At 46.0% G+C, this 24,686-nt stretch carries 21 protein-coding genes and 1 tRNA gene; 6 read left to right on the top strand and 16 right to left on the bottom strand.

Annotated features, from left to right (window positions below; translation table 11 throughout):
• Positions 1 to 6: 6 nt before the first annotated feature.
• The 4 genes from ICN19_RS00860 to hrpA are packed head-to-tail and all read right to left on the bottom strand — an operon-like array spanning position 7 to position 6,907.
• Complete coding sequence (locus ICN19_RS00860) at positions 7 to 978, bottom strand: sterol desaturase family protein (RefSeq protein ID WP_216244927.1); 972 nt, start codon at positions 976 to 978, stop codon at positions 7 to 9.
• Positions 979 to 981: 3 nt separating this feature from the next.
• Positions 982 to 1,761, bottom strand: coding sequence for a polysaccharide deacetylase family protein (locus tag ICN19_RS00865; protein ID WP_216244929.1), 780 nt, complete (start codon positions 1,759 to 1,761; stop codon positions 982 to 984).
• 17 nt (positions 1,762 to 1,778) lie between these two features.
• Positions 1,779 to 2,813 (bottom strand): cytochrome D1 domain-containing protein, encoded by a 1,035-nt coding sequence (locus ICN19_RS00870; protein WP_255536893.1) that lies wholly within the window; start codon positions 2,811 to 2,813, stop codon positions 1,779 to 1,781.
• 59 nt (positions 2,814 to 2,872) lie between these two features.
• Positions 2,873 to 6,907: an ATP-dependent RNA helicase HrpA gene (gene hrpA, locus ICN19_RS00875; protein ID WP_216244930.1), complete on the bottom strand. Its 4,035-nt coding sequence runs from the start codon at positions 6,905 to 6,907 to the stop codon at positions 2,873 to 2,875.
• A 65-nt stretch (positions 6,908 to 6,972) separates the two neighbouring features.
• On the opposite strand from hrpA, the gene argA reads away from it, so the two are divergent.
• On the top strand, positions 6,973 to 8,337 hold the full coding sequence (argA, locus tag ICN19_RS00880) for an amino-acid N-acetyltransferase (protein ID WP_216244931.1): 1,365 nt from the start codon (positions 6,973 to 6,975) through the stop codon (positions 8,335 to 8,337).
• Positions 8,338 to 8,369: 32 nt separating this feature from the next.
• Positions 8,370 to 8,642, top strand: a complete 273-nt coding sequence (locus ICN19_RS00885; protein ID WP_068321192.1) for an oxidative damage protection protein — start codon at positions 8,370 to 8,372, stop codon at positions 8,640 to 8,642.
• Positions 8,643 to 8,877: 235 nt separating this feature from the next.
• Here the strand turns inward: ICN19_RS00885 and rpiA are convergent, their stop codons facing one another.
• Entirely contained in the window at positions 8,878 to 9,588 is a 711-nt protein-coding gene (rpiA, locus tag ICN19_RS00890; RefSeq protein ID WP_216244932.1) for a ribose-5-phosphate isomerase RpiA, read from the bottom strand.
• A gap of 93 nt (positions 9,589 to 9,681) precedes the next feature.
• On the opposite strand from rpiA, the gene tal reads away from it, so the two are divergent.
• Positions 9,682 to 10,659: a transaldolase gene (tal, locus tag ICN19_RS00895; RefSeq protein ID WP_216244933.1), complete on the top strand. Its 978-nt coding sequence runs from the start codon at positions 9,682 to 9,684 to the stop codon at positions 10,657 to 10,659.
• 19 nt (positions 10,660 to 10,678) lie between these two features.
• Here tal and ICN19_RS00900 read toward each other — a convergent pair whose 3' ends face one another.
• The 4 genes from ICN19_RS00900 to rnr all read right to left on the bottom strand — a co-directional run bounded on the left by ICN19_RS00900 (position 10,679) and on the right by rnr (position 15,013).
• Positions 10,679 to 11,542 (bottom strand): carotenoid biosynthesis protein, encoded by an 864-nt coding sequence (locus ICN19_RS00900; protein ID WP_216244934.1) that lies wholly within the window; start codon positions 11,540 to 11,542, stop codon positions 10,679 to 10,681.
• 85 nt (positions 11,543 to 11,627) lie between these two features.
• Positions 11,628 to 11,813 (bottom strand): DUF2892 domain-containing protein, encoded by a 186-nt coding sequence (locus tag ICN19_RS00905; protein WP_216231624.1) that lies wholly within the window; start codon positions 11,811 to 11,813, stop codon positions 11,628 to 11,630.
• Between the two features lie 15 nt (positions 11,814 to 11,828).
• Positions 11,829 to 12,596, bottom strand: a complete 768-nt coding sequence (rlmB, locus tag ICN19_RS00910; RefSeq protein ID WP_216244935.1) for a 23S rRNA (guanosine(2251)-2'-O)-methyltransferase RlmB — start codon at positions 12,594 to 12,596, stop codon at positions 11,829 to 11,831.
• A 35-nt stretch (positions 12,597 to 12,631) separates the two neighbouring features.
• Positions 12,632 to 15,013, bottom strand: coding sequence for a ribonuclease R (gene rnr, locus ICN19_RS00915; protein ID WP_216244942.1), 2,382 nt, complete (start codon positions 15,011 to 15,013; stop codon positions 12,632 to 12,634).
• A 157-nt stretch (positions 15,014 to 15,170) separates the two neighbouring features.
• Here rnr and ICN19_RS00920 point away from each other — a divergent pair.
• A tRNA-Leu gene (locus ICN19_RS00920) sits at positions 15,171 to 15,257 on the top strand.
• 89 nt (positions 15,258 to 15,346) lie between these two features.
• Complete coding sequence (locus ICN19_RS00925) at positions 15,347 to 16,657, top strand: APC family permease (RefSeq protein ID WP_216244943.1); 1,311 nt, start codon at positions 15,347 to 15,349, stop codon at positions 16,655 to 16,657.
• Here the strand turns inward: ICN19_RS00925 and ICN19_RS00930 are convergent.
• The 4 genes from ICN19_RS00930 to ICN19_RS00945 are packed head-to-tail and all read right to left on the bottom strand — an operon-like array spanning position 16,643 to position 19,884.
• Entirely contained in the window at positions 16,643 to 17,143 is a 501-nt protein-coding gene (locus ICN19_RS00930; RefSeq protein WP_216244945.1) for a hypothetical protein, read from the bottom strand. The genes ICN19_RS00925 and ICN19_RS00930 overlap by 15 nt on opposite strands.
• A gap of 17 nt (positions 17,144 to 17,160) precedes the next feature.
• A complete protein-coding gene (locus tag ICN19_RS00935; RefSeq protein ID WP_216244947.1) occupies positions 17,161 to 17,967 on the bottom strand; it encodes a DUF4239 domain-containing protein in 807 nt (268 codons plus the stop codon).
• Between the two features lie 5 nt (positions 17,968 to 17,972).
• Positions 17,973 to 18,659 carry a dienelactone hydrolase family protein gene (locus ICN19_RS00940; protein ID WP_216244949.1) on the bottom strand — a complete coding sequence of 229 codons (687 nt, stop codon included), beginning with the start codon at positions 18,657 to 18,659 and terminating at the stop codon, positions 17,973 to 17,975.
• Positions 18,660 to 18,669: 10 nt separating this feature from the next.
• The gene (locus ICN19_RS00945) at positions 18,670 to 19,884 is read right to left on the bottom strand and encodes an MFS transporter (RefSeq protein ID WP_216244951.1); all 1,215 of its coding nucleotides are present in this window, start codon (positions 19,882 to 19,884) and stop codon (positions 18,670 to 18,672) included.
• A gap of 108 nt (positions 19,885 to 19,992) precedes the next feature.
• Between ICN19_RS00945 and ICN19_RS00950 the strand changes: the two genes are divergently transcribed.
• Positions 19,993 to 20,508, top strand: a complete 516-nt coding sequence (locus ICN19_RS00950; protein ID WP_216244953.1) for a hypothetical protein — start codon at positions 19,993 to 19,995, stop codon at positions 20,506 to 20,508.
• On the opposite strand, the gene ICN19_RS00955 is transcribed toward ICN19_RS00950, so the two are convergent.
• From ICN19_RS00955 to ICN19_RS00965, 3 genes are all read right to left on the bottom strand, one after another.
• Entirely contained in the window at positions 20,474 to 20,989 is a 516-nt protein-coding gene (locus tag ICN19_RS00955) for a hypothetical protein (protein ID WP_216244955.1), read from the bottom strand. The genes ICN19_RS00950 and ICN19_RS00955 overlap by 35 nt on opposite strands.
• Before the next feature lie 71 nt (positions 20,990 to 21,060).
• On the bottom strand, positions 21,061 to 23,274 hold the full coding sequence (locus ICN19_RS00960) for a malate synthase G (protein WP_216244957.1): 2,214 nt from the start codon (positions 23,272 to 23,274) through the stop codon (positions 21,061 to 21,063).
• A 55-nt stretch (positions 23,275 to 23,329) separates the two neighbouring features.
• A complete protein-coding gene (locus tag ICN19_RS00965; protein ID WP_216244959.1) occupies positions 23,330 to 24,670 on the bottom strand; it encodes an adenylosuccinate synthase in 1,341 nt (446 codons plus the stop codon).
• Positions 24,671 to 24,686 lie beyond the last annotated feature (16 nt).

Here is a 24,686-nt window from a genome sequence, read left to right on the forward strand (position 1 = left end):
TGAAGTCTACTTTGGCATGATTTCTTTAAAGGCATGAACAAGGCCTTGCCACTGTTGAGTAAGAATGTTTTGTGAAACCGTTAGGTTTCTTACCCCTGTAGGATAGACCTCTTTAGGGAAGATAGCTGTTCTGAACAGCATATCCCACCATGGAAACAAAACACCAAAGTTACAGCCACCTAAAACACCGGGCTTACCTTTGGCTTCATGACCGTACCCAACTGCATGGTGCATGCGATGAAACATAGGTGATACCAATAGATATTTAGCGGGCCCCAAATGGGTCTTGATATTGGCATGCTGCCAACTTTGCAGAAATTCACTCAAAGCAATTAGCAAAATAAATTGGCCGGGCGATACTCCAAACATCAAAGCAACAAAAGACATCACGACTGCCCGCATGATGTCATCCAGTATGTGATTGCGGTTATCAGACCAAGCAGTCATGACTGTTTGACTGTGATGCAAAGCATGCAATTGCCACCACCAGTTAAATACGTGAGATGCACGGTGGTAGAGATAGTCAACGAAATCTAGCAATACCAAGTAAATTAAGAAACTAATAGCCGGAATAGAAGTTACACCAGGCCACCATGACTCGACGTTGAAGCGATCGAAACGGAAATCATGCAGGATGGAATCAACTCCAAAAAAGAATCCAGACAAAGCAATAAATACTAGGCCATGAAAAATTCCCAAGCGATGAAACAAGGTATACAAGACATCAGCCCTGCTTGCTTTGGCAAAGCGCTCTTGCTTCTCTGCCGGGGCTAGACGCTCCCAAGTTCTTAGGACAACAATGATTAGGAAAATTTGGATACAGCCAAACAAAAACCAATCAAGTCCATCAAACACATCTTCAGCCCAAGCCATTAAATCGAATTGATATAAAACTGGGGCCACTATATTTGCAAACAGAAACTCCTGAACGCTAGCGTAAGCAGCTGAGATGGCAGAAGTGATGGTGTTGAGATCCATGCTTTATTTTGACTGATTTACAGAATTCTTGGGCAGCAGTCCAAAGCAGAATCCGCGAGCCTTGAGATTAGCAATGAGCTGCTCCAATACGGCAGGCGCCCAAGGGTCTTTTCTAGACCATATACCCAAATGAGCCATAGTGATATCGCCATCCTTAAGGTTGCGACTAGCCTTATCCAGGAGAGTGCTATTGGGGTGCTTGTCAGAATTCAGCTCGTCACCTAAAAATCCAGCGGGATCCCAGCCTATATGTTCATATCCACACATATTGCCCATGCGAATCAAGGTGGGAGATGTTTTACCGCCAGGTGCACGCCATATCTTTTGAATCGGATGATCAGTAAGTTCTTGAAAACGCTGATCTACACGGCGTATTTCTTTACACATAGCTGCCTCGTTATAGAGAACTGTCATGCCCGCCTTGGGTCCAAACTGAGGCTTCTCAAATACTTCACCTTTAGGTCCATCCTTGACAAAATAAGTATGGTCATAGGTATGGCTACCAAAGTGATGTCCCTCTTTTACGCGTTCTTGCCAATAAGCCTTCCAAGAATCGTCTAAGGAAAAATCACCGCGAAAAGTTTTCTCATTCGCCAAAAAGAATGTGGCTTTCACATTTTGTCGCTTCAGAATTTCCGCCACCTTTTCAGCGACTGCCATATTGCCAGTATCAAAAGTGAGATAAACCTTTTTATTACATGCTGCAGGCTGAGCAGAGACTCCCAATGAAAAACAGCCGAGCAATAGCACGGCTGTAATACGTGTGAATACCTTATGACTCATGCACTTCATGATGATGCTTACTCCCATCCAGCCCTTGGGGTGAAGAAGACTCCATGCGGCGACTTACCTACTGGAATAACAGTAACCAACTTCATGGTTGGGATATCGATCACCCCAACCTTTTTTGAGAAACGCAAGGTAACCCAGAGCGTTTTTCCGTCAGGCGTAATTTCCATATCATCTGGTCCAGCCGGGAGACCAGTGATGTCGCCAACCTTTTCCAGGGTTTGCATATTGATCAGACTAATCGTGGAGGCAATACGGTTACTCACAAATACATGCTTCTTATCCCCTAGAGGGCGGAAATTGTGTGCGCCCTTCCCTGTTGGGATGCGCTTTACTTCCTTACGATTTTTCCAGTCGATTACTTGGACATTGTCTTCACCAGTAATACCAACCAATAGGTACTGATCACCAGGCGTCATCCATAAGCCCGCAGGAACCTTACCTGTCGGCATAACCCACAAGATATTTTGTGTTTCAAGATCAATTGCCGCGAGCTCGTTTGAGTCTTGCAGGGTAATGAATGCAATTTTGCTGTCAGCTGTAAATGCAATATGACTTGGAGTCTTTGCTAACTTTACAGTCTTTGCTAATTTCAGATTAGCGCCATCAGCAGTGTAAATATCGACACGATCTAAGCGATTGCCATTTGCTACAAACCATTTGTGATTTGGAGAGTAACCAATTTGGTATGGATCAATAATGTTTGGAATTCTGCCAGTCAACTCACCAGTTGTTGGATTCATTAAGGCTACATCATTACCTGCCGCATTTGCGATCAGTAAAGTCTTTTGATCCGGAGTCAGCATCAGATGGTGAGGCTCCTTACCAACTGGGATTGTTTTGATGACTTGACGAGTAGGCATATCAATCAAGCTGATTGAAGCTTCGCCAGAATTGAGAATCACCGCCAACTTAGGCTGATTTGCTGCTACTGATGCCACAGCATTGCTAGCTTGCGCAAATGCATTTTGATTGACTAAAAGGAGAGCCAATAAAGCGGAGGTCGCAATTGTGCGAAAACCTCTAATCTTGATAAATGTATACATACCTCCATTGTAAGCAATCGGGAGGCCCAAAATGACCTCTAGACTGCAATGGATTTGACTTAGCGCAAGCTGGCCAAAACCTTTTCAAGGCGCTTTAGGGACATTGGGGTTGGTGTTTTCAGCTCCTGGGCATATAAAGCCACTCTTAGTTCTTCCAGCTGCCAGCGGAAATCCACCAAGGTCTGGTCTTCAGCCATTGCGTAGGATGAGCTCCCCCTATTTCCCTGCATCAGTTTTTGCCATGGACGCGCAACCGATTCCCAATCTTTTTGACACTGGGCATCGCGACTTGGGTTAGAGCGCAACTTATCAATCCGCATGGCAATAGCCTTTAAGTAGCGCGGCACATGAACCAGCTGGGCATAAGGCATCTCTGCAACAAACTTGGGAAATATCAAACCTTGCATTTGCGTCTGAATGTCAGCATAAGCACTCGGTGAAGCAGCTTTTGCACTGGCGATCTTTTTTTGCAAATCAGCATGAGCCTGCAATGCATTTAATGCGTGACGAGAAATCTCTTGGGCAATGAGCGCCAATCTTGGTTTTCCTGCTTGCAAGCGTTCCGCAAATTGCTCAGCATTGACTGGCAATGGCTCAGTCATATAAGCGCGCTCAAGAGCTAGATTCAAAATCTGCTCAATCAATCCATCGACTGAGCCAACATTAATAAAGAGCAGACCTAATTCTCGAATCCCTGGCAACTGTTTTTGCAAAGCCTTAAGCGTATCTTTGTTGCTGAGAGCAAATAGACGTCGCAACCCTAAACCATGTTGTTTACGAGCTTCCTCTAAATCATCAAATACCTCAAGATCGCAAAAGTCGCCACGATCTACCAAAGCCGGATAACCAAATAAGGTTTTATTGCCTTTTTGAATTTCTAATGTTTCAGGTAACTCACCAAACTCCCAGGTACGGTAACCGCCCTGCTCTACTTTTCGAGTAGCATCAACGGAACCCGTACCGCTATTTGAGTTGGCTTTATTTTTTTCGCCTACTGGTGGCTCTACGCCTAACTCTACCTGAGCAGTTTCCTGAGCAATTGCTTGGAAAGCGCTTCGGGCAGTCTGACCATACTCAGAACGTAAACGCGCTAAATTACGCTCCACTTCTAACTGTCGCCCATGCTCATCAATCAAGCGGAAATTCATAGAGGAGTGCAAAGGCAAAGCTTCTGGCCTGAAATCCGTGCGCTTAATTTCTAAGCCGCGCTCTTTGCGGATATCGCCTATCAAACTATCCAAGAAGTCGCCAACACCAAATTGCCTCTCTTCTAGTTTCCGCTCCAGAAAAGATTTTGCGTAATCCGGTAGTGGCACACAGTGACGGCGAAGTTTCTGAGGCAGAGATTTGAGCAGGAGAAGCACCTTCTCCTCACACATACCGGGTACCAGCCACTCACAGCGACGTCCATCCACTTGATTTAACTGGGTCAACGGAACAACAAGTGTCACACCATCTTTGGGGCTTCCAGGTTCAAAGTGATAGGTCAGGCTAAGTTGCGCGCCGCCCACCAACATCGTCTTGGGATAACGATCCACAGTAATACCGGCCGCCTCGTGGCGCATCAGGTCTGCTTTTTCTAGGCGAAGCTGAGCATCCAGTTCACTTCCCTGATTTTTATCTTCTCCACTTTTTTTAGCTAACCACGATTTAAGGCTTTCTCGACTACATACCCCTTTGGGAATGCGAGACTCATAGAAAGCAAATAGCAACTCATCATCTACTAAAACATCGGGCCGACGTGAGCGATGCTCTAGCGCTTCAATTTCTTTAATGAGGCGACGGTTATGCCAAAAGAATCCGAACAGATTTGGGTACTTTTTCTTGGCATCAGTTTCAGTTTCGCGTTGCAACGCTGGCGTATCCATGCGCCCAAACATTTCTTCTTGGACCAAAGCCTGGCGAATGAATAGTTCTCTAGCTTCATCGGGGTTATGAGGTTCATAACGCACGCGGCGGCCATGGTATATCGGCAGGCCGTACAAGGTGCCACGCTCAAACGCCATGACCTCGCCCTGACGGTTATCCCAGAATGGATCGCTCAACGATTTAATTAGGCGATGTGCAGCAACCCGCTCTACCCATTGCGGCTCAATCTTTGCAATGGTTCTGGCATACATGCGATTGGTTTCTTGTAGTTCACCGGCCAAAATCCAAGCACCCGCCTTTTTACCAATGGTAGAACCAGGCCAGATAAATGGACGAATACCACGGGCACCAACGTAACCACCAGTCTTGCTATTGCGATCCTGAGATTTTTCATCCTCTTCTTTTTTAGCGACATACCCAAGTAAGCCAGTTAATAAAGATAGGTGAACTTGTTCATATGTTGCAGCCAGGCCATTTTCTTTCCAGCCCTTCTCGCCGAGCATCGTATGGAGTTGACCGTGGACATCCCGCCACTCCCGTAAGCGACGGGGAGAGAGAAACTTACTCTTGCAGAGGTTCTCTAGCTGACGATTGCTGTGCTTGTGTTGTAAAGCGTCCTGATACCAATTCCAAAGCTTTACGAAACTCAAGAACTCAGAGCGCTCATCGGCAAATTGCAAATGCGCTTGATCGGCAGCGGCCGCCTGATCCATGGGCCGATCTCTTGGGTCTTGCGTAGCTAAGGCAGAAGCAATGATGGTTACTTCCTTTAAAGCATTCTGCTCTTTTGCAGCCAGTAGCATACGTCCAATGCGAGGGTCTAACGGCAAGTCCGCTAACTGCTTACCAATAGCAGTGAGTTTGAAGCTGTTGTTGATATCTTTGCCATCCACTGAATCAGATTCATCAAACTCTATTGCACCTAACTCATCTAATAGTTGTACGCCATCTGCAATTGCTCTGCCTAAGGGCTTATCAATAAATGGAAAGTGCTGAATCTTCGGCAAGCGTAAGGAGCTCATGCGTAATAACACTGCCGCTAATGAACTTCGCAATATTTCCGGATCGGTAAATTTGGGGCGGCCTTGATAATCTTGCTCGCTATACAAACGCACGCAGATGCCATCCGATACACGACCGCAACGCCCCGCCCTTTGATTGGCGGCCGCTTGAGAGATCGGCTCTATTTGGAGCTGCTCGACCTTGTTGCGGTATGAGTAGCGCTTTACTCTCGCCAGGCCGCTATCGATCACATAGCGAATATTGGGAACGGTTAATGAAGTCTCTGCAACGTTGGTAGTCAGAATGATGCGACGCCCATTACCCGGACTAAACACTCTTTCTTGCTCGGCAACGGACTGACGAGCAAAGAGACTCAGAATTTCTGGATGAAAGCGCTGCTGCAGCACATGATCTTTACGCAAAGCTTCTGCGCAGTCACGTATTTCCCGCTCACCCGGCAAAAATACCAATACATCGCCAGCGCCAGCGGCGCCTTCACGCCATAAGCTAGCAATCTCTTCGGTAACCGCATCCGGAATTTCTTTGGCAGTCTTCGATTCTTTTTTGCCATCCGGCTTGGCATCTGGTTCCAGTGGTGCATAGCGCTGCTCTACCGGAAATAATCGACCACTCACCTCAATCACTGGCGCCACCTTGCCATTCATGGCAAAGTGCTCCGCAAATCGTTGTGCATCAATCGTTGCTGAAGTGATAATCAGCTTAAGATCTGGTCGCTTTGGTAGGAGCTGACGCAAATAGCCCAATAAGAAATCAATATTGAGACTGCGCTCATGCGCCTCATCGATGATGAGCGTGTCATAAGCACGTAGCTGTGGATCGCGCTGCGTCTCGGCTAACAAGATGCCATCTGTCATCAATTTGATAGAGGCTGTGTGGCTAGTCTTATCGGCAAAACGCACTTGGTAACCAACATCCTGACCGATGGGTGAACCTAGCTCTTGAGCGATGCGCTTGGCCGTGGCAGTTGCTGCGATCCTGCGGGGTTGAGTGTGGCCAATGAGCTTGCAACCGTTAACAACGCCTCGCCCCAAGTCTAGACAGATCTTTGGCAGCTGCGTTGTCTTACCAGAGCCCGTCTCTCCGCAGACAATGACCACCTGGTGGCTCTGCAGGGCATCCTTGATCAGCTGACGCTGACCAGAGACCGGCAATTCCTCCGGAAAGCGAATATCTAGCTTCCGCAAGGTGTTGGAAGCAGGCACAGGCTTGGGGATTGCTTTGGGTTTTTGTTGGTTTATAGGCTCTTGCACCCTATAATTTTCTCACTATGCCGACAAATGCACCAAACCAGGCCTCATTGGCCGAAGAAACGACCTCCAACTTCCCTTTCGTAGGGTGGCTGCGTGATGTTGCGCCCTATATTCATAGCTTCCGCGAAAAGACCTTTGTGATTGCTTTTGCAGGTGAACTCGTACAAGAAATCGGTCTTGAGAACCTGATTGAAGATATCGCCATGTTGCATGCCATGGGCATGCGTATTGTTTTAGTTCATGGCATTCGTCCACAGATTGAAGAGCAGCTCATGCTCCGCAACATTAAGAGCAAGTTCGGCAAGAGTGCTATGCACAGCTACCGGATCACCGATGCCGCCGCACTAGAGTGCGTCAAAGAAGCGGCTGGTGAATTACGCTTGGATATTGAAGCGGCTTTTAGTCGTGGTCTTCCAAATACACCAATGGCTGGTTCACGCATTTCGGTGATCTCTGGCAACTTTATTACTGCTATGCCGGTAGGTGTTGTCGAGGGTACTGACTACATTCATACAGGGCTGGTTCGTAAAGTGGACTCTGGTTCGATTAGACAGTCTCTGGATAGCAACAAAATTGTTTTGCTTTCACCTTTAGGTTTTTCACCAACAGGTCAAGCATTCAACTTGGCGTATGAAGATGTAGCAGCATCCACTGCTGCAGCTCTCAAAGCGGATAAGCTGATTTTCTTAAGCCCATACGCTGGCCTCAAAGATGCCGAAGGTGACTTCATTACCGAACTGTCGATGCCACAGCTACAAGAATATGTTGCACAGAACAAAGACATGGACCTCGGCATGAAGGGCTTGTTGAATACTGCTGGCAGAGCAATTCGGGCGGGCGTTAGCCGCGTCCACTTCCTCCCATGCAATCAAGATGGCGCCCTCCTGGAAGAGCTTTTCACCCATGATGGTATTGGGATGATGCTAGCTTCATCCGATATTGAGAACTTACGTGAAGCCAATCAAGATGACGTTGGCGGTATTTTGCAATTAACTATGCCACTTGAAGACGAAGGCATTCTGGCTGCACGCGGTCAAGATGTGATTGAGCGGGATATTCAGCGCTTCTCCGTGATTGAACATGATCGCGTTCTCTTCGGTTGCGCCGCACTCTTCCCTTTCCCAAATGGCGTTGGTGAGCTAGCATGCCTTGCTGTTGATCCTGATGTTCAAGGATCAGGTGACGGAGAGCGTCTGCTAAAGCGTGTTGAGATGCGCGCCAAACAAGAAGGCATCAAAAAATTATTTGTTCTCACAACAAGAACTGAGCACTGGTTCTTAAAGCGTGGCTTTAAACGGGCGTCAGTAGATGACTTGCCTGAAGAAAGAAAACAAATTTATAACTGGGACCGCAAGTCCATGGTTTTAACTAAAGATCTATAAGCAACATAAGCAATATACGAAAGGCATTACAGATGGCACGCATGGTTCAATGTATCAAACTCAACAAAGAAGCCGAAGGCATGGATTTCGCCCCTCTCCCTGGTGAGCTGGGTAAAAAGATCTGGAATCAAGTTTCAAAAGAAGCTTGGGCTGGCTGGCTAAAGCAGCAAACCATGTTGATTAATGAAAATCGCCTCAATATGGCAGACCCACGCGCACGCCAATACCTCTTAAAGCAGGTAGAAAAGTATTTCTTTGAGGGTGGTGCGGATATGGCGCAAGGTTACGTACCTCCAGCAGAATAAATATTCATTACCTTTTAATTAAATATTGATTTGGGGTGTTGACACTGCCAAAGATAAGCGTAGGATGAAGTCGTGGTGAGGCAGTTATAGTGCCCTGCCACATTGGCGAAAGCCAATCTTAATAAGTGCATCTATGTGCTTATAGGCTAAGGAACCAAATATCTTCCGAGCGCCTGCGCCATGCAAACCATGGCAAACAAACCCGATGGGGATACCCCGTCGGGTTTTTTAATGCCTAGAGAACGATGCGCTCAACGCCAGCAGCATTGCTAACCAGCAAAATATTTGCTTTTTCTTTGGCAAATAGGCCCACCGTGATTACGCCGGCAATTTGATTAATTTGCGCTTCCATCTGAACGGGATTGGCGATCTTCAGACCTGCGACATCCAAGATCCACCCACCGTTATCAGTCACAAATGGCTCGCTAGGTGTTTGATTGAGATCAGCACGAGTATTTTTGGCTAAGCGTAGGGTCACCTTACCGCCAAACTTTTCCAATTCACGGCTCACAACACCTCGTGAAAGCGGAATGATTTCTACTGGTAGAGCAAAGTTACCTAGCATAGGCACTTGTTTGGAGGAGTCACAAATACAAATGAATTGCTTTGCCATAGAGGCAATGATTTTTTCTCTAGTAAGCGCCCCACCGCCGCCTTTAATCATGTGACCGGCTGGATCGATTTCATCTGCACCGTCGACATATGCCGGCAGGCCTTGCACGTCGTTTGGATCCAGCACTTTAAAACCATGTTTTAGTAAGCGCTCAGTAGTCGCATTAGAGCTAGATACCGTGCCTGCAAAATGATCCTTATGCGGAGCTAGCGCATCAATGAAGCAATTGGCAGTAGAGCCTGTACCTACGCCCAAAACTTGTCCAGCGGGTAACTTGAGAACCTCATCTCTGGCCGCCTCACCTACCATTTGCTTGAGTTGATCTTGATTCATAGTGCTATCAAATGCCTTTACTGGAACTGAGTAATTAATCCATCTATCATATGATATTCACAAGAAAACCACTTTTGAGCATTGAGCAAGCCTATGAATAGCACCGCCTCAGCATTAAGCCAGTTAGAACAACTCAAGAAACTGACCACGGTTGTAGCCGATACAGGCGATTTTGAGCGCATGCAGGCCTTCCAACCGCAGGATGCGACTACCAACCCCTCACTCATTCTGAAAGCTGCTCAGCAAAGCAATTACCAGGACTTAGTGAAGTCTGTAAGAGCAGCGCATCCAGGCATGAGTCCAACCGACTTAGTGGATTACATCTTAGTCGCCTTTGGCTTGGAGATTTTGAAGATTGTCCCTGGTCGTGTTTCTACTGAAGTGGATGCCAGACTCTCTTTTGATACCAAAGGTACTGTTGCCAAAGCCAAGCATTTAATTACCCTATACGAATCTCATGGGATCGATCGCAAACGCATTCTGATTAAATTAGCTGGTACATGGGAAGGTATCGCTGCCGCCAAAGAATTGGAAGCTCAAGGCATTCATTGCAATATGACCCTACTCTTCTCTTTAGTTCAGGCAGCAGCCTGTGGCGCAGCTAATGCCCAATTAATCTCTCCATTTGTGGGGCGTATTACCGATTGGAATAAAGCCAAGCTAGGAGCAAGCTGGAGTGATGTCGCCAATGGTGGAGCAAATGATCCTGGCGTGACTTCAGTGAAGAGAATTTTTCATTACTACAAGCACTTTGGCATCCCAACTGAAATCATGGGGGCAAGCTTTCGCAATACCAGTCAGATATTAGAGTTGTCAGGCGTAGATTTACTAACCATTAGCCCTGAACTATTGGCCGAACTTCAGGGTAGCAATGCGCCTATTGAGAAAAAACTTAATCCCATCAATGCACAAGCCGCATTGCAGGCTGAGGGTATTAAACCACTTAAGCTCGATGAATCCAGTTTCCGCCTGCAACTCAATAATGATGCAATGGCGACTGAGAAATTAGCCGAAGGTATTCGGAACTTCTGCATCGACACTGAAAAACTAGAGGCGCTGCTCGTAAAATAATTACGATTCTTCTGACCGCTTACTGCAAATTATCATTCTTCTGCACTTTGAAAAAAGCTAAGCAGATTACAAAAAGCATCGTAAAAATAGATACAAGTCCTAAAGTTTCATAAAGCGCTTTCAAAGGCCAAACCTGAGAAGTGGCATCAGTAATGCTGCCATCGTTGTTCGTAAATGCAGCTGCGATAGGCCCTAAAAAAATGCTTCCATAGATAACAATCACAAGATACCAGCTTGACTTATTTTTATCCTCGGCACAATTTTGTATTTCTTTTGAACGCATCAAATAAATCGCCCAAAACTGGAAGATGGTGTACACGCAGAGGAACCATCCCATGAAGTTAGAAAAAGGAACTCCGAAGTAGCCTCCTCCATCCCGCCAAATCCACTCATGCTTGACTGTAGATGATGCCGGATCGATGCTCATATCCCACATCACCATAATAAAACTGGCAATGACAGGAATTGCAAACATCAAACTCTTCTGAATTTTAAGATCGAATCTATCTAAAAGAACGTGAGCTAAAGCCCAAGCGAGATAGCACACACCAAAATAGGATGGCATGATCATTAGAGGGACAGTACCAATCTTTGACCCCAATTCAGACGTGTAAACGTAATGACCAAAAGGGAAACCAGTTGCAATACTTAAGGATTCATAACACCAACTAACAATACATGCGATAACAAACATGATTCCCAGCCTGCGCCAACCCAAACGCTGGGAGCCGTGTATTAATGCAAAAAGTAATCGCGCAGAAGTTGCAATCATGCTCAATTTGCCAGCGATACCGACTGCAAATGGCATTGAACCAATAATAGACATAGTGGCAGTGAGAGCAACTAGCAGCCAGAGAATGAATTCGTTATTTTTTCTAAACATAAAGACCTTAGAACAATTTAGTTATCTTGTGCATTTATCTAGGGATATAGGCCCCAATGATTAGCTTTGTAAGAGGCGTGACAGCCTACCTCTTGCCAGTATTAATACCGAGTATTGAGTAAGCAGGGCAATTACCAATCATTCCCGTTAATAACGGGATAACGCCAATCCAGGCCCAAGGGCCGGTAATACCAAATCCAGCTAAACCCATCAGCGTTACACCGACAGTCATTCGCAGAACGCGATCTGTGTGTCCCATATTGCATTTCATATCAAGCTCCTTGATTTACTTGGCAGCTTTGTCGGATACTTTGGCTAGGCGCTGTCTTAATGCCTCATACAAGCATACGCCACTTGCAACCGACACATTCAAACTTGAGACCACACCCTGCATTGGGATGCGAACTAGCTCATCACAGGTTTCTTTTGTCAGGCGACGCATGCCCTCACCTTCAGCCCCCATCACAATAGCAATGGAACCTGTGAGGTCGATGTCATAAATTGACTTAGTCGCTTCATCATCTGTGCCAATGAGCCAGACCCCAGCTTCTTGCATTTCTTTCATACTACGAACAAGATTGGTAACAGTAATTACCGGCATGACTTCTGCTGCACCACTGGATACCTTGCTTACAGTAGCATTAATCGATGCTGAGCGATCTTTGGGGATTACAACTGCATCTACACCAGCACCATCCGCTACGCGCAGACATGCTCCAAAGTTATGGGGATCAGTAACACCATCTAAAACCAAAAATAATGGTTTCTTCTGCGCACTCTCCGCATCTTCAACCACTTCAGTAATGGTTCTTGCAACAGTCATTTTTTCAGCCAACGCGACGACGCCTTGGTGACGATCATGCCCAGTTAACTTATGCAGGCGTTCTGCGTCAGCTGCATGCAAACGCTCGCCCAAAATCTCTTCAGCTTGCTTTAAGAAATCACCCATGCGTCTATCACGACGACCAGAATCAAAGTACACCGACTTCAAGCTATCAGGATCTACACGTAAACGCGCTTGTACTGCATGAAATCCAACTAATATTTGTTTCATTTTCTTTTCTAACTTAATTTCTATACAGGGCGTCTTTATTTACGGCGCGCTTTAGTACTGCGAACCGGCGGCTTGCTACCGGCTGGTTTACCAATAGATCTTCCAGGCTTGCTGGTCTTACCACTTTTACGAGTCGCTTTGCTCTTAGACTGGTTGGCGCCTAGTGTGCCCGCAGATTTAGCTGCATTCACGTTGATGCCACTGGGTTTTTGAGGAATCTTATTATCCGGTCGACTCTTTTTAGCTGCCGCCTTTTTATTTGGTCTTCCGGTATCGCTTGCCAGCAAAAGCTGACGACGATTGGATGATCCGCCGGGCTCTGCCCCAACTGATTTGACCAAGCTAAATTCAATTTTACGCGCATCCAAATCAACACGACTTACCAATACATGCATGCGATCACCTAAGCGATAACGAATACCGGTACGCTCTCCACGTAACTCTTGGCGCGCTTCGTCATACTGGAAATAATCACCGCCGAGCTCAGTGACATGCACCATACCCTCGACGAACAGATTTTCCAACTGAATGAATAAACCAAAGTTGGCTACGCCAGTTACTGTGCCCGCATACTCTTGACCTAAATGGTCGCGCATGTAGTAACACTTGAGCCATGCTTCAACATCACGAGATGCTTCATCTGCACGGCGCTCATTGGATGAGCAGTGAACACCCAGCTGTCCCCAGATTGGCAATGCGGCATTTGCGCCTTTAGGAGTTTTTGCACCCTTGACCCCTGCTTTTGCATCGCTTTGGGATTTCTTGGCATTCACTGCGTTCTCACGACCCTTGCCTTTGCGTGGCAGAGTTAGATTGAGAGGCACCTTCGGCGGCAAGACTGGTACGTAAGGCTTTTTCTGGAGGATCGACTTGATCACGCGATGCGTTAGCAAGTCAGGATAGCGACGAATCGGGCTCGTAAAATGAGAATATGCTGGATAAGCTAAGCCAAAGTGGCCTTCGTTATCTGGCTGGTACATAGCCTGCTGCATAGAGCGCAGAACAACGGATTGCAGCATATTGGCATCTGGCCGCTCTTTAATCTCACGCATCAATTTAGCGTAATCGCGTGGCTTAGGTTTCTCACCACCTCCCAATGACAGGCCGGAGGTTCTGAGAACTTGGCGCAAGGTAACCAACTTCTCTTCTGATGGTTCACCGTGTACACGATACAAGCTGAGGTGCTTATTTTTATCAATGAAGTCTGCTGCGCATACGTTGGCAGTCAACATGCACTCTTCAATTAAGCGGTGCGCATCATTGCGGAGACGTGGCTCAATACGCAGAATCTTGCCTAGCTCGTTACTAATGATTTGAGTCTCAGTTGTTTCGAACTCAATAGCGCCCCGCTTCTCGCGGGCAGACAACAAAATCTTATACAGCGAGTAGAGATTCGTTAGTAATGGACGGAACTGTGCAAAACGCGTTGCTTCAGGACCCTTGCTATTAGAAAGAATCTCCCAAACAGTGTCGTAGGTGAATCTTTGTGCTGAGTGCATTACGGCTGGATAGAACTGATATGCCAAAACTATGCCATTGTTATCTACAACCGAATCGCAAACCATACACAAACGATCTACACCCGGATTAAGAGAGCAAAGACCATTCGAGATCTTCTCTGGCAGCATCGGAATAACGCGTCTTGGGAAATACACTGAAGTAGCGCGCAACAAACCTTCATCATCCAATGGCTGGCCTGGTTTGACGTAATGAGATACGTCAGCAATCGCCACGATTAAACGCCAAGCCTTAGTCTGGCCGTACATGACCGGCTCACAGTAAACTGCATCATCAAAATCTCGCGCGTCAGCGCCGTCAATGGTGACTAATGGCACATCACGCAGGTCAACGCGACCGTCTAGATCAGCCTGTTGCACTGTATCCGGTAAGGCTGCAGCCTCTTTCATGGCGGCAGCAGAAAACTCATGGGGCACACCATACTTACGCACAGCGATTTCGATTTCCATACCAGGATCATCAATCTCGCCCAAGACCTCTACCACTCGTCCAACTGCTTGGCGATAGCTATCTGGGTAATCGATAATCTCGACGCTCACCACTTGGCCTAATTTGGCATTGCCCTGACCTTTTGGTGGAATCAAAATATCATGACCGATGCGCTTATCTTCTGGCGCAACAATCAAAACACCATTTTCATTTAGGAGGCGGCCGATAACTACTTTATTGGCATGCAGAACAACTTCAACGATTTGACCTTCAGGACGACCGCGGCGGTCTGTACCAAGAACCCTAACATTGACTCTATCGCCGTGCATGACGCGAGACATTTCTCTTTCAGACAGAAAGATATCTTCGCCACCGTCATCGGGAATAACAAATCCAAATCCATCTCGATGCCCTTGAACTGTTCCTAAACGGTCAGCCTCACGTGGCACCAAGTCTTTTGCTTTACGCATTTAATTCCTTTGGCAATACATGCCCTGTCTATATATCTACTGATATCTATTTTTGTTATGAATAAGGCTACTGTATCAAACCACCAAGTCCGATGGGAAAAAGCCAAATGGGGCCAGAAATGACCTAGAAATGCCCATCCCTCTATAATAAAGGCATGCCCAGGTGGCGAAATTGGTAGACGCACCAGCTTCAGGTGCTGGCGATCGTAAGGTTGTGGGGGTTCGAGTCCCTTCCTGGGCACCAAATAGCTTAAAGTCACCCTTAAGAGCCTGAATACAGGGTTCTGTCGCTCCGCTACTGAACCCAACTTATTACTATCCATAGACTCCAAATTGAACCCCGCCCTACTCAAAACCTCGAGCAAGAAGAATAAAGGGATTAGCCTTTTTTCAGCGACTGCCCTAGGAATTGGCGGGATGATGGGTGCGGGACTCTTTTCCCTGTTGGGTACTGCAAGCGCTCATGCAGGAACACATATTCCACTAGCCTTTTTGCTTGGCGCCATTGCTGCATCCTTCTCCGTCTATTCCTATGCCAAATTAGGCGCTACTTTTCCTAGTAGCGGAGGAGCTGCCACATTCACCGTCATGAGTTTTGGTCCAGGCGTTATTTCTGGTGGTCTCAATATATTTCAATTCATCGCCTACCTAATAGCTGCTGCGCTTTACGCTGCTGGTTTCGCTGAATATGCCAATACCTTACTTGGCGGCAATTTATCGCCACTGGAAGTAAAGCTTATTAGCGCTGGCATAGTGGTTTTTTGCGCCGGCATTAAATTGCTTGGTACCGATTTTGTTGGCAAGGTAGAGGCGCTAGCAATTGGCTTTGTAACAATAGCCCTAATACTATTTTCGGTAGATGGCATTTATGTTGCTGATATTGGCGCACATAAGATGTCGAGTTGGTCTATCAATGGAATTGCTATTGCTACCGGCATTTTGTACATCAACTATCAAGGCTTTGGCGTGGTCACCAACTCTTCCAATGCCATGCAAGAGCCTCGTAAGGAACTGCCACTTGCGATGTTTTCAGCGCTTGTGCTGGTAACCATTGCTTATGTTCTAGTAAGTACCGCAGCCATCCTATTGCTCTCACCCGCTCAAATGGCTGCCTATAACGGCCATGTATTAGCTGATGCAGCCCAAATAGTGGCCGGAAAGACAGGCTTTGTTGTGATTGGTGCCTCTGCCCTCTTAGCTTGCGCCGCAGCTCTGAATGCCACGATCTTTGCCGCATCGAATATCGCTGCAGACATGGCCAATAAAAACTCGATCTCCAAAGCACTTAGCGAGTCCGTTCTAAAAACGGGATTACGCTCTTTAACTGTATCTACCGTTTTAGTTATTGCGTTGGTATTAGCATTCCCACTAGAGGTGGTTGGGAAAATGGCAAGCCTCGCCTTTTTATTAGTCTACGCCGCAATCACCTATGGACATATTCGCGTACGGAAGCAAACAGGCGCAAAGCTTTGGCCACTCTGGGCAGCAATCATCATCAACTTAAGCTTGTTTATGACTTTATTTATTAACGTGATTGAGAGCGCTCGAGGAAGTGCAATCGCTCTCATTGCCGCACTCATCGGATCTTTTGCAGTGGAAGCAACTTCTCGAAAATTTCTGAGAAAGAAATTACAAGCCCATTGAGCGGTGCAAGATTTTTGCTTTCATTTCCAACCAGAGACTTTCAAAGTCTTCGGTCTTTTCCTCGGATAACTGAATTGGCTCAAAGAGTCCTCCAAAAATAATGGAGCCCTTCTTGACCAGAGTCTTCTCAAAATCACCCAAGCTAATTGGCTTATCATCCATATCCCTAGTCAGCTGAGCAGAACAGACAATCGCTTCAGCATCATCTCTATCAATCACCGCAAACTCAACGTACTGCTGATTTTTTTCAACAATCACCAGAGTTCCACGAGCATAGCAAACGGCATCATGCTGTTGGACGATATATGCCAGATACTGATTCTTTTCTTCCTCTTTATCAAAAGGGAGATCATCTATAAAGAAAAGATATTGATCGCCCTCGCCGTTTACCAAAGTAAAGACCTTCGGAACAACTCCATGACCCAAGGCCAAATTACGGTAGTAGGATGAAATTTCTACAGCAAGATTTTCAGAAAATAAGTGCATAGCGATTCAAAGGAGGCTTACTCTTTACGAGTTTTAATAGATTCAATGATTTTATAGAAGGCATCGGGATTAACAGAGTTCTGCCCTTTAAAAGGCTGATCTGTAATAACCAATAGAGAAATTAAAGCCCCCATGGTGACCGGCAGAATCTTCAAACCAAAGAAGAACGAGTCAGAAGGCAGGAATAAGGTATTAATACCCATTAGTGCAAACATACAAATCAGAATGACCACCCAAAATAAACCTGGCAACCGGATAGTTGAGCGCTCAATACGGGCCTCCCTGCTTTCTGCCACCTCTTCCGACTTCTTAATGATGTCGGTATACATGGCTGTTTGCCGATTAGTATGAGGCTCAATCGCCATCAGTTTTCGGGAAATGCTCCGCCACAGCATATGGGTCTTGGAGCTTCCCTCACCCTTTTGCAATAAGGCCCATTCGTCATTGACGATGGAATTCATATACTCAAATAACTCGGCGCGTACAGGCGCTATGGATGGATCACCAAAGCGAGTCAGCAAGCGATCTAAGTTATTGATACGTCCCGCCTCTTGAGAAACCAAGGTCTGGACCTCACGAAAGTTGGTTTGCGCTTGATTGAGCAAAAAACCAATTAACAAACCGCTTAAAGTAATGATTGATCCGAAAAGACCCAAGCCCAATCGGGTGCTGTCTTGGGTTGGGGCAAATATAGGGATACATTGCAGCAGACGCGGCAATATATCCAGCAAGGTCACAAAAAAGAGAATCAGTATTAATAAGATTTGGACATTACTTTTTTTGTATATCCAATTGAAGAATGCATCTTCACGTCGAGTATTCATAGAGCCTAGTTATTAATATATTTATTTAAAAAATTCAGTGTTCGTTCCCAGGCCAATTGTGCTGCTTCAGCGTTGTACTTCAGGGGAGATAAACCCCGGGTATCTGATTTTGGATTAGCGAAAGCATGTTTGGTGTCATAACGATGGAACTCATAATGAACGCCTGCCTGCTTTAACTTTTCCTCCAGTTGATCTACGCCGGAGATTGGGAAGAATTCATCATGGACAGCCCAATGCGCTAGCATCGGCTTAGTAATTGCTTTTGCATCCACATACTCGAGGGGTGGGTTGCCATACCAAACTATAGAGCCGTCAAGCTCAGGTACATTGCAGGCAGCCAAAATAGTGAGTGCGCCACCCATACAAAAGCCCGTTACCGCAACTTTGGGACTCCCAGTAGCTTTTAAATACTGAACGGCGCCACGGATATCTTGTCCAGCAGCATCGCCAAAATTCAGATCGCCCATCAGATGCTCTGCTTCATTTGCCTCTATTGCCAACTTACCTCGATAAAGGTCAGGAACAAGCGCTCGATATCCAGCCTTTGCCAGACGATCTGCTACCGCCTTGACCTCATCGTCAAGACCCCACCATTCTTGAATCACAACAACTCCTGGAGCATTTGATTTATCGCTTGGCTCTGCAAGGTAGCCATTAACTACTGCGCCATCAGGTCTTTTAAATTCAATCATGGGTATCTCCTTATGCTTTTTTCGTATCAGAATGAATATATCCTACCAGCCAGAAAGTGAGAAACCCGCAAATTGCGGCACCATAGCCTACTAGGTTGTAGTGCTGCATCATGCCATCAGGGCCAATAGTGACTATCCAGCCAGCCAACACCGAAGCAATGCCTGAGGACAGCATTTGTACTGAGCCAACCAAACTCATAAAGGTTCCGCGAATCTTGTTTTCCACCACCTGGCTCACCATTGCCATTGCAGGAATCATTCGCCCTGATACCAGAATAAAAAATGCGGTTGAATTAATCAGCACAATCCACAGCGGCGTTACCGGTAAATTGGTTGTTACCAACAGTGGCACGAGACTCACAATGGCCAAGACTCTGAAAACAGTAACTTTTCCATACTTATCAGACATATGCCCTATAAAACGAGAACTCATGAGGGTGGCCACACCGCCGCATAAGTAAATCAACGAAATATAGGAGTTACTAATTCCAACATTGGATGTGAGGTATAGGGCGATATAGGGGATGACCGAGAACCCTGTAATCATAATGAGCGCCATAAAGACAAAGGCTTTGACATGCTGGGGCGCAATCAAGATCTTCAAAACCTGACTCAGTCGACTGCCTTCATGAACGTGATCTAAATGTCCTGCAATCTTGGGAATATTGCGATAACCCAAATAAAGAATCAGACTTGAAATTAGAGCAATAAAAAAGAATGGCGCGCGCCAACCTAAACTTGGTATATGGTTTGCAAGAAACAATCCTAGCGGAACTCCCGCAACCGTTGATACCGAAAATGCAGCCATTACCGTACCTAGCGCCTTACCTCTTCGCTCAAATGGAATAGAGTCTGCAACAATAGTTTGCACTAGAGATCCAAGAATGCCACCAAAGGCGCCAGCAAATGCACGAGCAATAAAAAGCGCTTCATAGTGAGGCGCTAAGCCACAAGCAAAAGTGGCGATGATAAAGAGTGCATATAAGCTTAATAGAAGTTTCCTACGCTCAAATCGATCCACATAATAAGTTGCCAAAATACCTGCAGCAGCTGCGGCAAAAGTATAAGAAGAAAGCAACAAACCAAATTGATGCGTATTGATATTGAGCTCTCGAATAAATTCAGGACCCAATGGCATCATGATCATGAAATCCAAGATATGGGTGAACTGAATTCCCGCCAAAGAAAACAAAAAGAAGCGTTCTCGCTTCTTGGTTTCAGTCATATGAGGGGCGGTATTCAAGGGATGCTTTACTTGGCTTAATCAATATGACATTATCAACCCTGATAAGGAAACTTGCCCGCCTTAAACCAAATGAAATTCGCCTAACTTATGTCCATTTCCACTGAAATCATTACCCAATCAACACTAGGCGGAATCCCACTTCTACCATTACTCAGAGATACTTTTTATGGGGTTCTTGGCCTACTTCTTATTCTTCTCTTTCATGGCAGCGCAATTAATTACATCATGTTGCGCTTTGAGAGATTAACCAATGGAAATCTGAAATTTAAGCAATATAACCGCATATTTTTTCATTTTTACGCATCCTTTTTCTTTATTGCCCTGATCCATATTAGTGAAATTATTATTTGGTCTCTTTATGTGATGATGCTCGGCATCATGAGTGATGGTATACAGACCCTCCTTTTCGTGGGTAGTTGCTACACCACAGTAGGCTTTGTTGGCGATATTTTGCCTGCCGGCTGGAAGAGTCTCGCCTTCTTTATTTCTTTCACTGGATTATTTTCAGTGGCTTGGACTACCTCTACTATGATTGGCATGACCAATTCATATAAAGCCGCCTGGAATCTCAAGCACCACCAAAAAGATCCTGGCGCTTCTTAATATAGTAGCCATAGACGCAGCGATTTCCATCTCGTGATGGATCGTGTGTGTCATGAATCACCCCATCAATGATGGTGGTGAGATGCTTGGAAACCTTGGCTATCAGGACTCCATCGGGCAACTCATCAGGTCGCAAATGAACTTGGCAACCCGCCCCTATCTTCATTGTTGGCACCCACTCAAATCCCTGAGCCAAGATGTAATCATGAAAGACATTACGGTGATTGCCGTTTCTGGGCGAGGCCCCTTTGATACTTAACCTCTTAGCAAGACGATCGTTTTTGACTTGCGCATATCTTTCGTTGGCTAGCCTGAGATCTTCATACACTTGCATATAGGGAAGATCCGCTGCAATCGCAATAGATCTAACAACGCAATCTCCTACCCCACCTTTAAAGCCAGCCTTCTCCCTACCACCATCATTTAACTGAAATGAATACTTGGCATGCGTTTTAGAAAAGGGGTTGAGAAATCCAAACATAGATATGGGCTAATAAAAAATGGATTTGCTTTGTGGGCAAATCCATTCTTAACTAGAGCGCTAAAGAAGTATTAAGCGTTAGCCTTCTTCACTTCTAAACGCCAAGCGTGCAACAAAGGCTCGGTGTAACCATTAGGCTGCTCAAGACCTTTGAAAATCAAGTCGCTAGCCGCTTTGTAAGCATAAGAATCTTTGTAATTTGGCATCATTGGCTTATACAAAGGATCGCCAGCATTCTGGCCATCAACCACTTTAGCCATACGCTGCAAAGTTTCATTCACTTGGTCTGCAGTCACAATGCCATTGAGTAACCAGTTAGCAATGTGCTGACTAGAGATACGCAAAGTTGCACGGTCTTCCATCAAACCTACGTTATGAATATCAGGCACCTTAGAGCAACCAACGCCTTGGTCGATCCAGCGAACAACATAACCCAATATACCTTGGCAGTTATTGTCCAACTCTTGCTGAATCTCTTCTTTGGACCAGTTAGCTTTTTCCACAACTGGAATAGTCAACAAATCATTGAGTAAGGCTTCAGCTTCAGCTTGAGTATCGAGCTTTTCCATTTCTTTCTGGAGCTCAGCTACGTTTACTTGATGATAGTGAAGTGCATGCAAGGTAGCGGCTGTTGGAGATGGAACCCAAGCAGTATTTGCACCCGCTTTTGGATGAACAATCTTCTGCTCAACCATGGCTTTCATCATATCTGGCATTGCCCACATACCTTTACCGATTTGAGCGCGACCACGCAAGCCACAATCCAAACCTGCAAATACGTTACGACGCTCATAGGCTGACAACCACTTGCTGGTTTTCATATCGCCCTTGCGCATCATTGGACCTGCATACATTGCAGTGTGCATCTCATCGCCAGTGCGATCCAAGAAGCCAGTATTAATAAAGGCTACGCGGGCTCCAGCAGCAGCAATCGCCGCCTTGATGTTTGCACTCATGCGACGCTCTTCGTCCATGATGCCAAGCTTCACGGTATCAGCTGGCAAGCCGAGTAATTTTTCAACGCGACCAAATAATTCACCAGCAAAAGCCACTTCTTCTGGACTATGCATTTTTGGCTTCACGATATATACAGAACCCTTACGCGTATTACCAATAGCTTGGCTTGCTGGGCGATTGATATCGTACAAAGCAATTAATACAGTCACTACTGCATCCAAGATGCCTTCGTAAATCTCTTTGCCTTCACCAGTGATGATGGCTGGGTTAGTCATCAAATGACCAACGTTACGGAGGAACAATAGTGAACGACCATGCAATGTCACGATGCCATCTTTTGCATCAACAGCGCCAATGCCGGCCTTGTACTTGCGATCTGGGTTAAGGGCACGAGTGATTGTCTTATCACCCTTCTTCACCTCTTCAACCAATGTACCTTTGAGAATGCCTAGCCAGTTTTCATAGGCAAGAACCTTATCATCGCCATCCACTGCAGCAATAGAGTCTTCCAAATCCAAAATTGTGGAAAGCGCAGCTTCCAATACAACATCATTGATACCAGCAGGATCACTAGCACCAATCGTTTTGCTCTTATTGATTTCGATATCAATGTGTACGCCGTTATTGCGCAACAAAACAGAGCTTGGTGCAGCTGCATCACCCTGGTAACCAACGAATTGCTTCTCGTCAGCCAAACCAGTTGATGTGCCATCTTTTAACTTAACAGACAACTTATTGCCGTCAACTGTGTAAGCCACTGAATCACGGTGTGATCCTTTAGCCAACGGTGCAGCTTGATCCAAGAAGTTACGTGCATAAGCAACTACTTTTGCACCACGAATTGGGTTGTAAGCACCAGCCTTAGTGGCACCATCTTCTTCAGAGAGAACGTCAGTGCCGTAAAGAGCATCATACAAAGAACCCCAACGGGCATTAGCAGCATTCAATGCATAGCGCGCATTGAGAACTGGAACCACCAATTGAGGGCCAGCCTGAAGAGCCAACTCATCATCTACGTTCTTAGTTGTTGCAGAAATTTTTCCTGGAACATCAACTAAGTAATCAATCTCTTTTAAAAACTTGCGGTAAGCAGGCATATCAGTAATTGGGCCTGGATTGGCTTGATGCCATTTATCCAAATCCGCCTGAATGCGATCACGCTTAGCTAGCAAGGCATCATTTTTCGGGGTGAGATCTTTAACGATTTCATCAAAACCCTTCCAAAAGTCAGCACTCTTGATACCGGTACCGGGAAGTACTTTGTCTTCGATAAATCGATATAAAGGGGTTGCCACTTGAAGGCTATTGCAGGTAGTGCGCGCAGTCATGTTGTTATCTTCTTATGCAAAAGTTAATAAATTAAATTGAATCGAGTATTTTCCATTAATCCTGAAAAGGATGCTGGAGGAGGATGGTTTCATCACGCTCTGGGCCAGTAGACACCATCGCGATTGGCTTTCCGGCTACCTCCTCAATACGACGCAGGAAGTTTTGTGCCTCTATAGGCAATTTGCTCCACTCGCGAATACCGAAAGTTGTGCCTTTCCAACCCGGAAAGTCTTCATAGATTGGCTCACAGCGAGCGACGGATTCTGCGCCGCGTGGCAATACATCCAGTTTCTTACCATCGAGGTTATAGCCAACACACAAGCGAATGGTTTCAAAACCATCCAGAACGTCTAACTTAGTAATACAAAGTCCGGATAAGCCATTGATCTGAATAGATCGCTTCAATGCAGCAGCATCTAACCAGCCAGTACGGCGTGGACGTCCAGTGACGGAGCCAAACTCTTTACCCACTTCAGCCAAACGCACTCCAACTGGATCTTGTTTAGCAGGATTGTCATGATCATAAAGTTCGCTTGGGAATGGGCCGGCACCAACACGGGTGCAATAAGCCTTAGTAATGCCCAAAATATATTGCAGTGAATCAGGGCCAACGCCCGAGCCAGCAGCAGCATTGCCGGCTACACAGTTACTAGAAGTAACGTAAGGATAAGTACCGTGGTCGATATCTAACAATGTGCCTTGAGCACCTTCAAACAACAAATTCTGACCAGATTGCTCAGCGGCATATAAAGCACTAGAGACATCCACCACCATTGGCTTAAGACGCTCTGCGTATGACATAGCTTCAGCCAATGTCTTCTCATAATTCACGGGCTCTGCGCCGTAGTAATTGGTGAGCATGAAATTGTGATATTCCAAGTTCTCACGCAACTGCTCAGCAAATTTTTCTGGGTAAAACAAATCCTGTACACGCAATGCACGACGCGCCACTTTATCTTCATAAGCCGGTCCAATGCCACGTCCCGTTGTGCCAATCTTCGCTTCGCCGCGCTTCTTCTCGCGGGCATGGTCGATTGCAACGTGGTACGGCAAGATCAATGTAGTTGCTTCGGAGATCTTGAGGCGTGATTGAACATCTAAGCCTGCAGCTTCTAATTCGCCAATCTCTTTGAAGAGCGCTTCAGGCGAGAGAACTACGCCATTGCCGATATAGCAAATAACAGACTTATGCATGATTCCAGATGGAATCAAGCGCAGAATAGTTTTCTTATCGCCAATGATCAATGTATGACCAGCATTATGGCCACCCTGGAAGCGAACCACTGCTTGTGCATGATCAGTTAACCAATCTACCACCTTACCTTTGCCTTCATCACCCCACTGGGTGCCAATGACAACTACGTTACGACCTTTAGCTTGCTGCTTTGAAGACATAATGAAATCCAAAAAG

It is taken from the genome of Polynucleobacter sp. AP-Capit-er-40B-B4 (genome assembly GCF_018882245.1).
Taxonomy (GTDB): Bacteria; Pseudomonadota; Gammaproteobacteria; order Burkholderiales; family Burkholderiaceae; genus Polynucleobacter.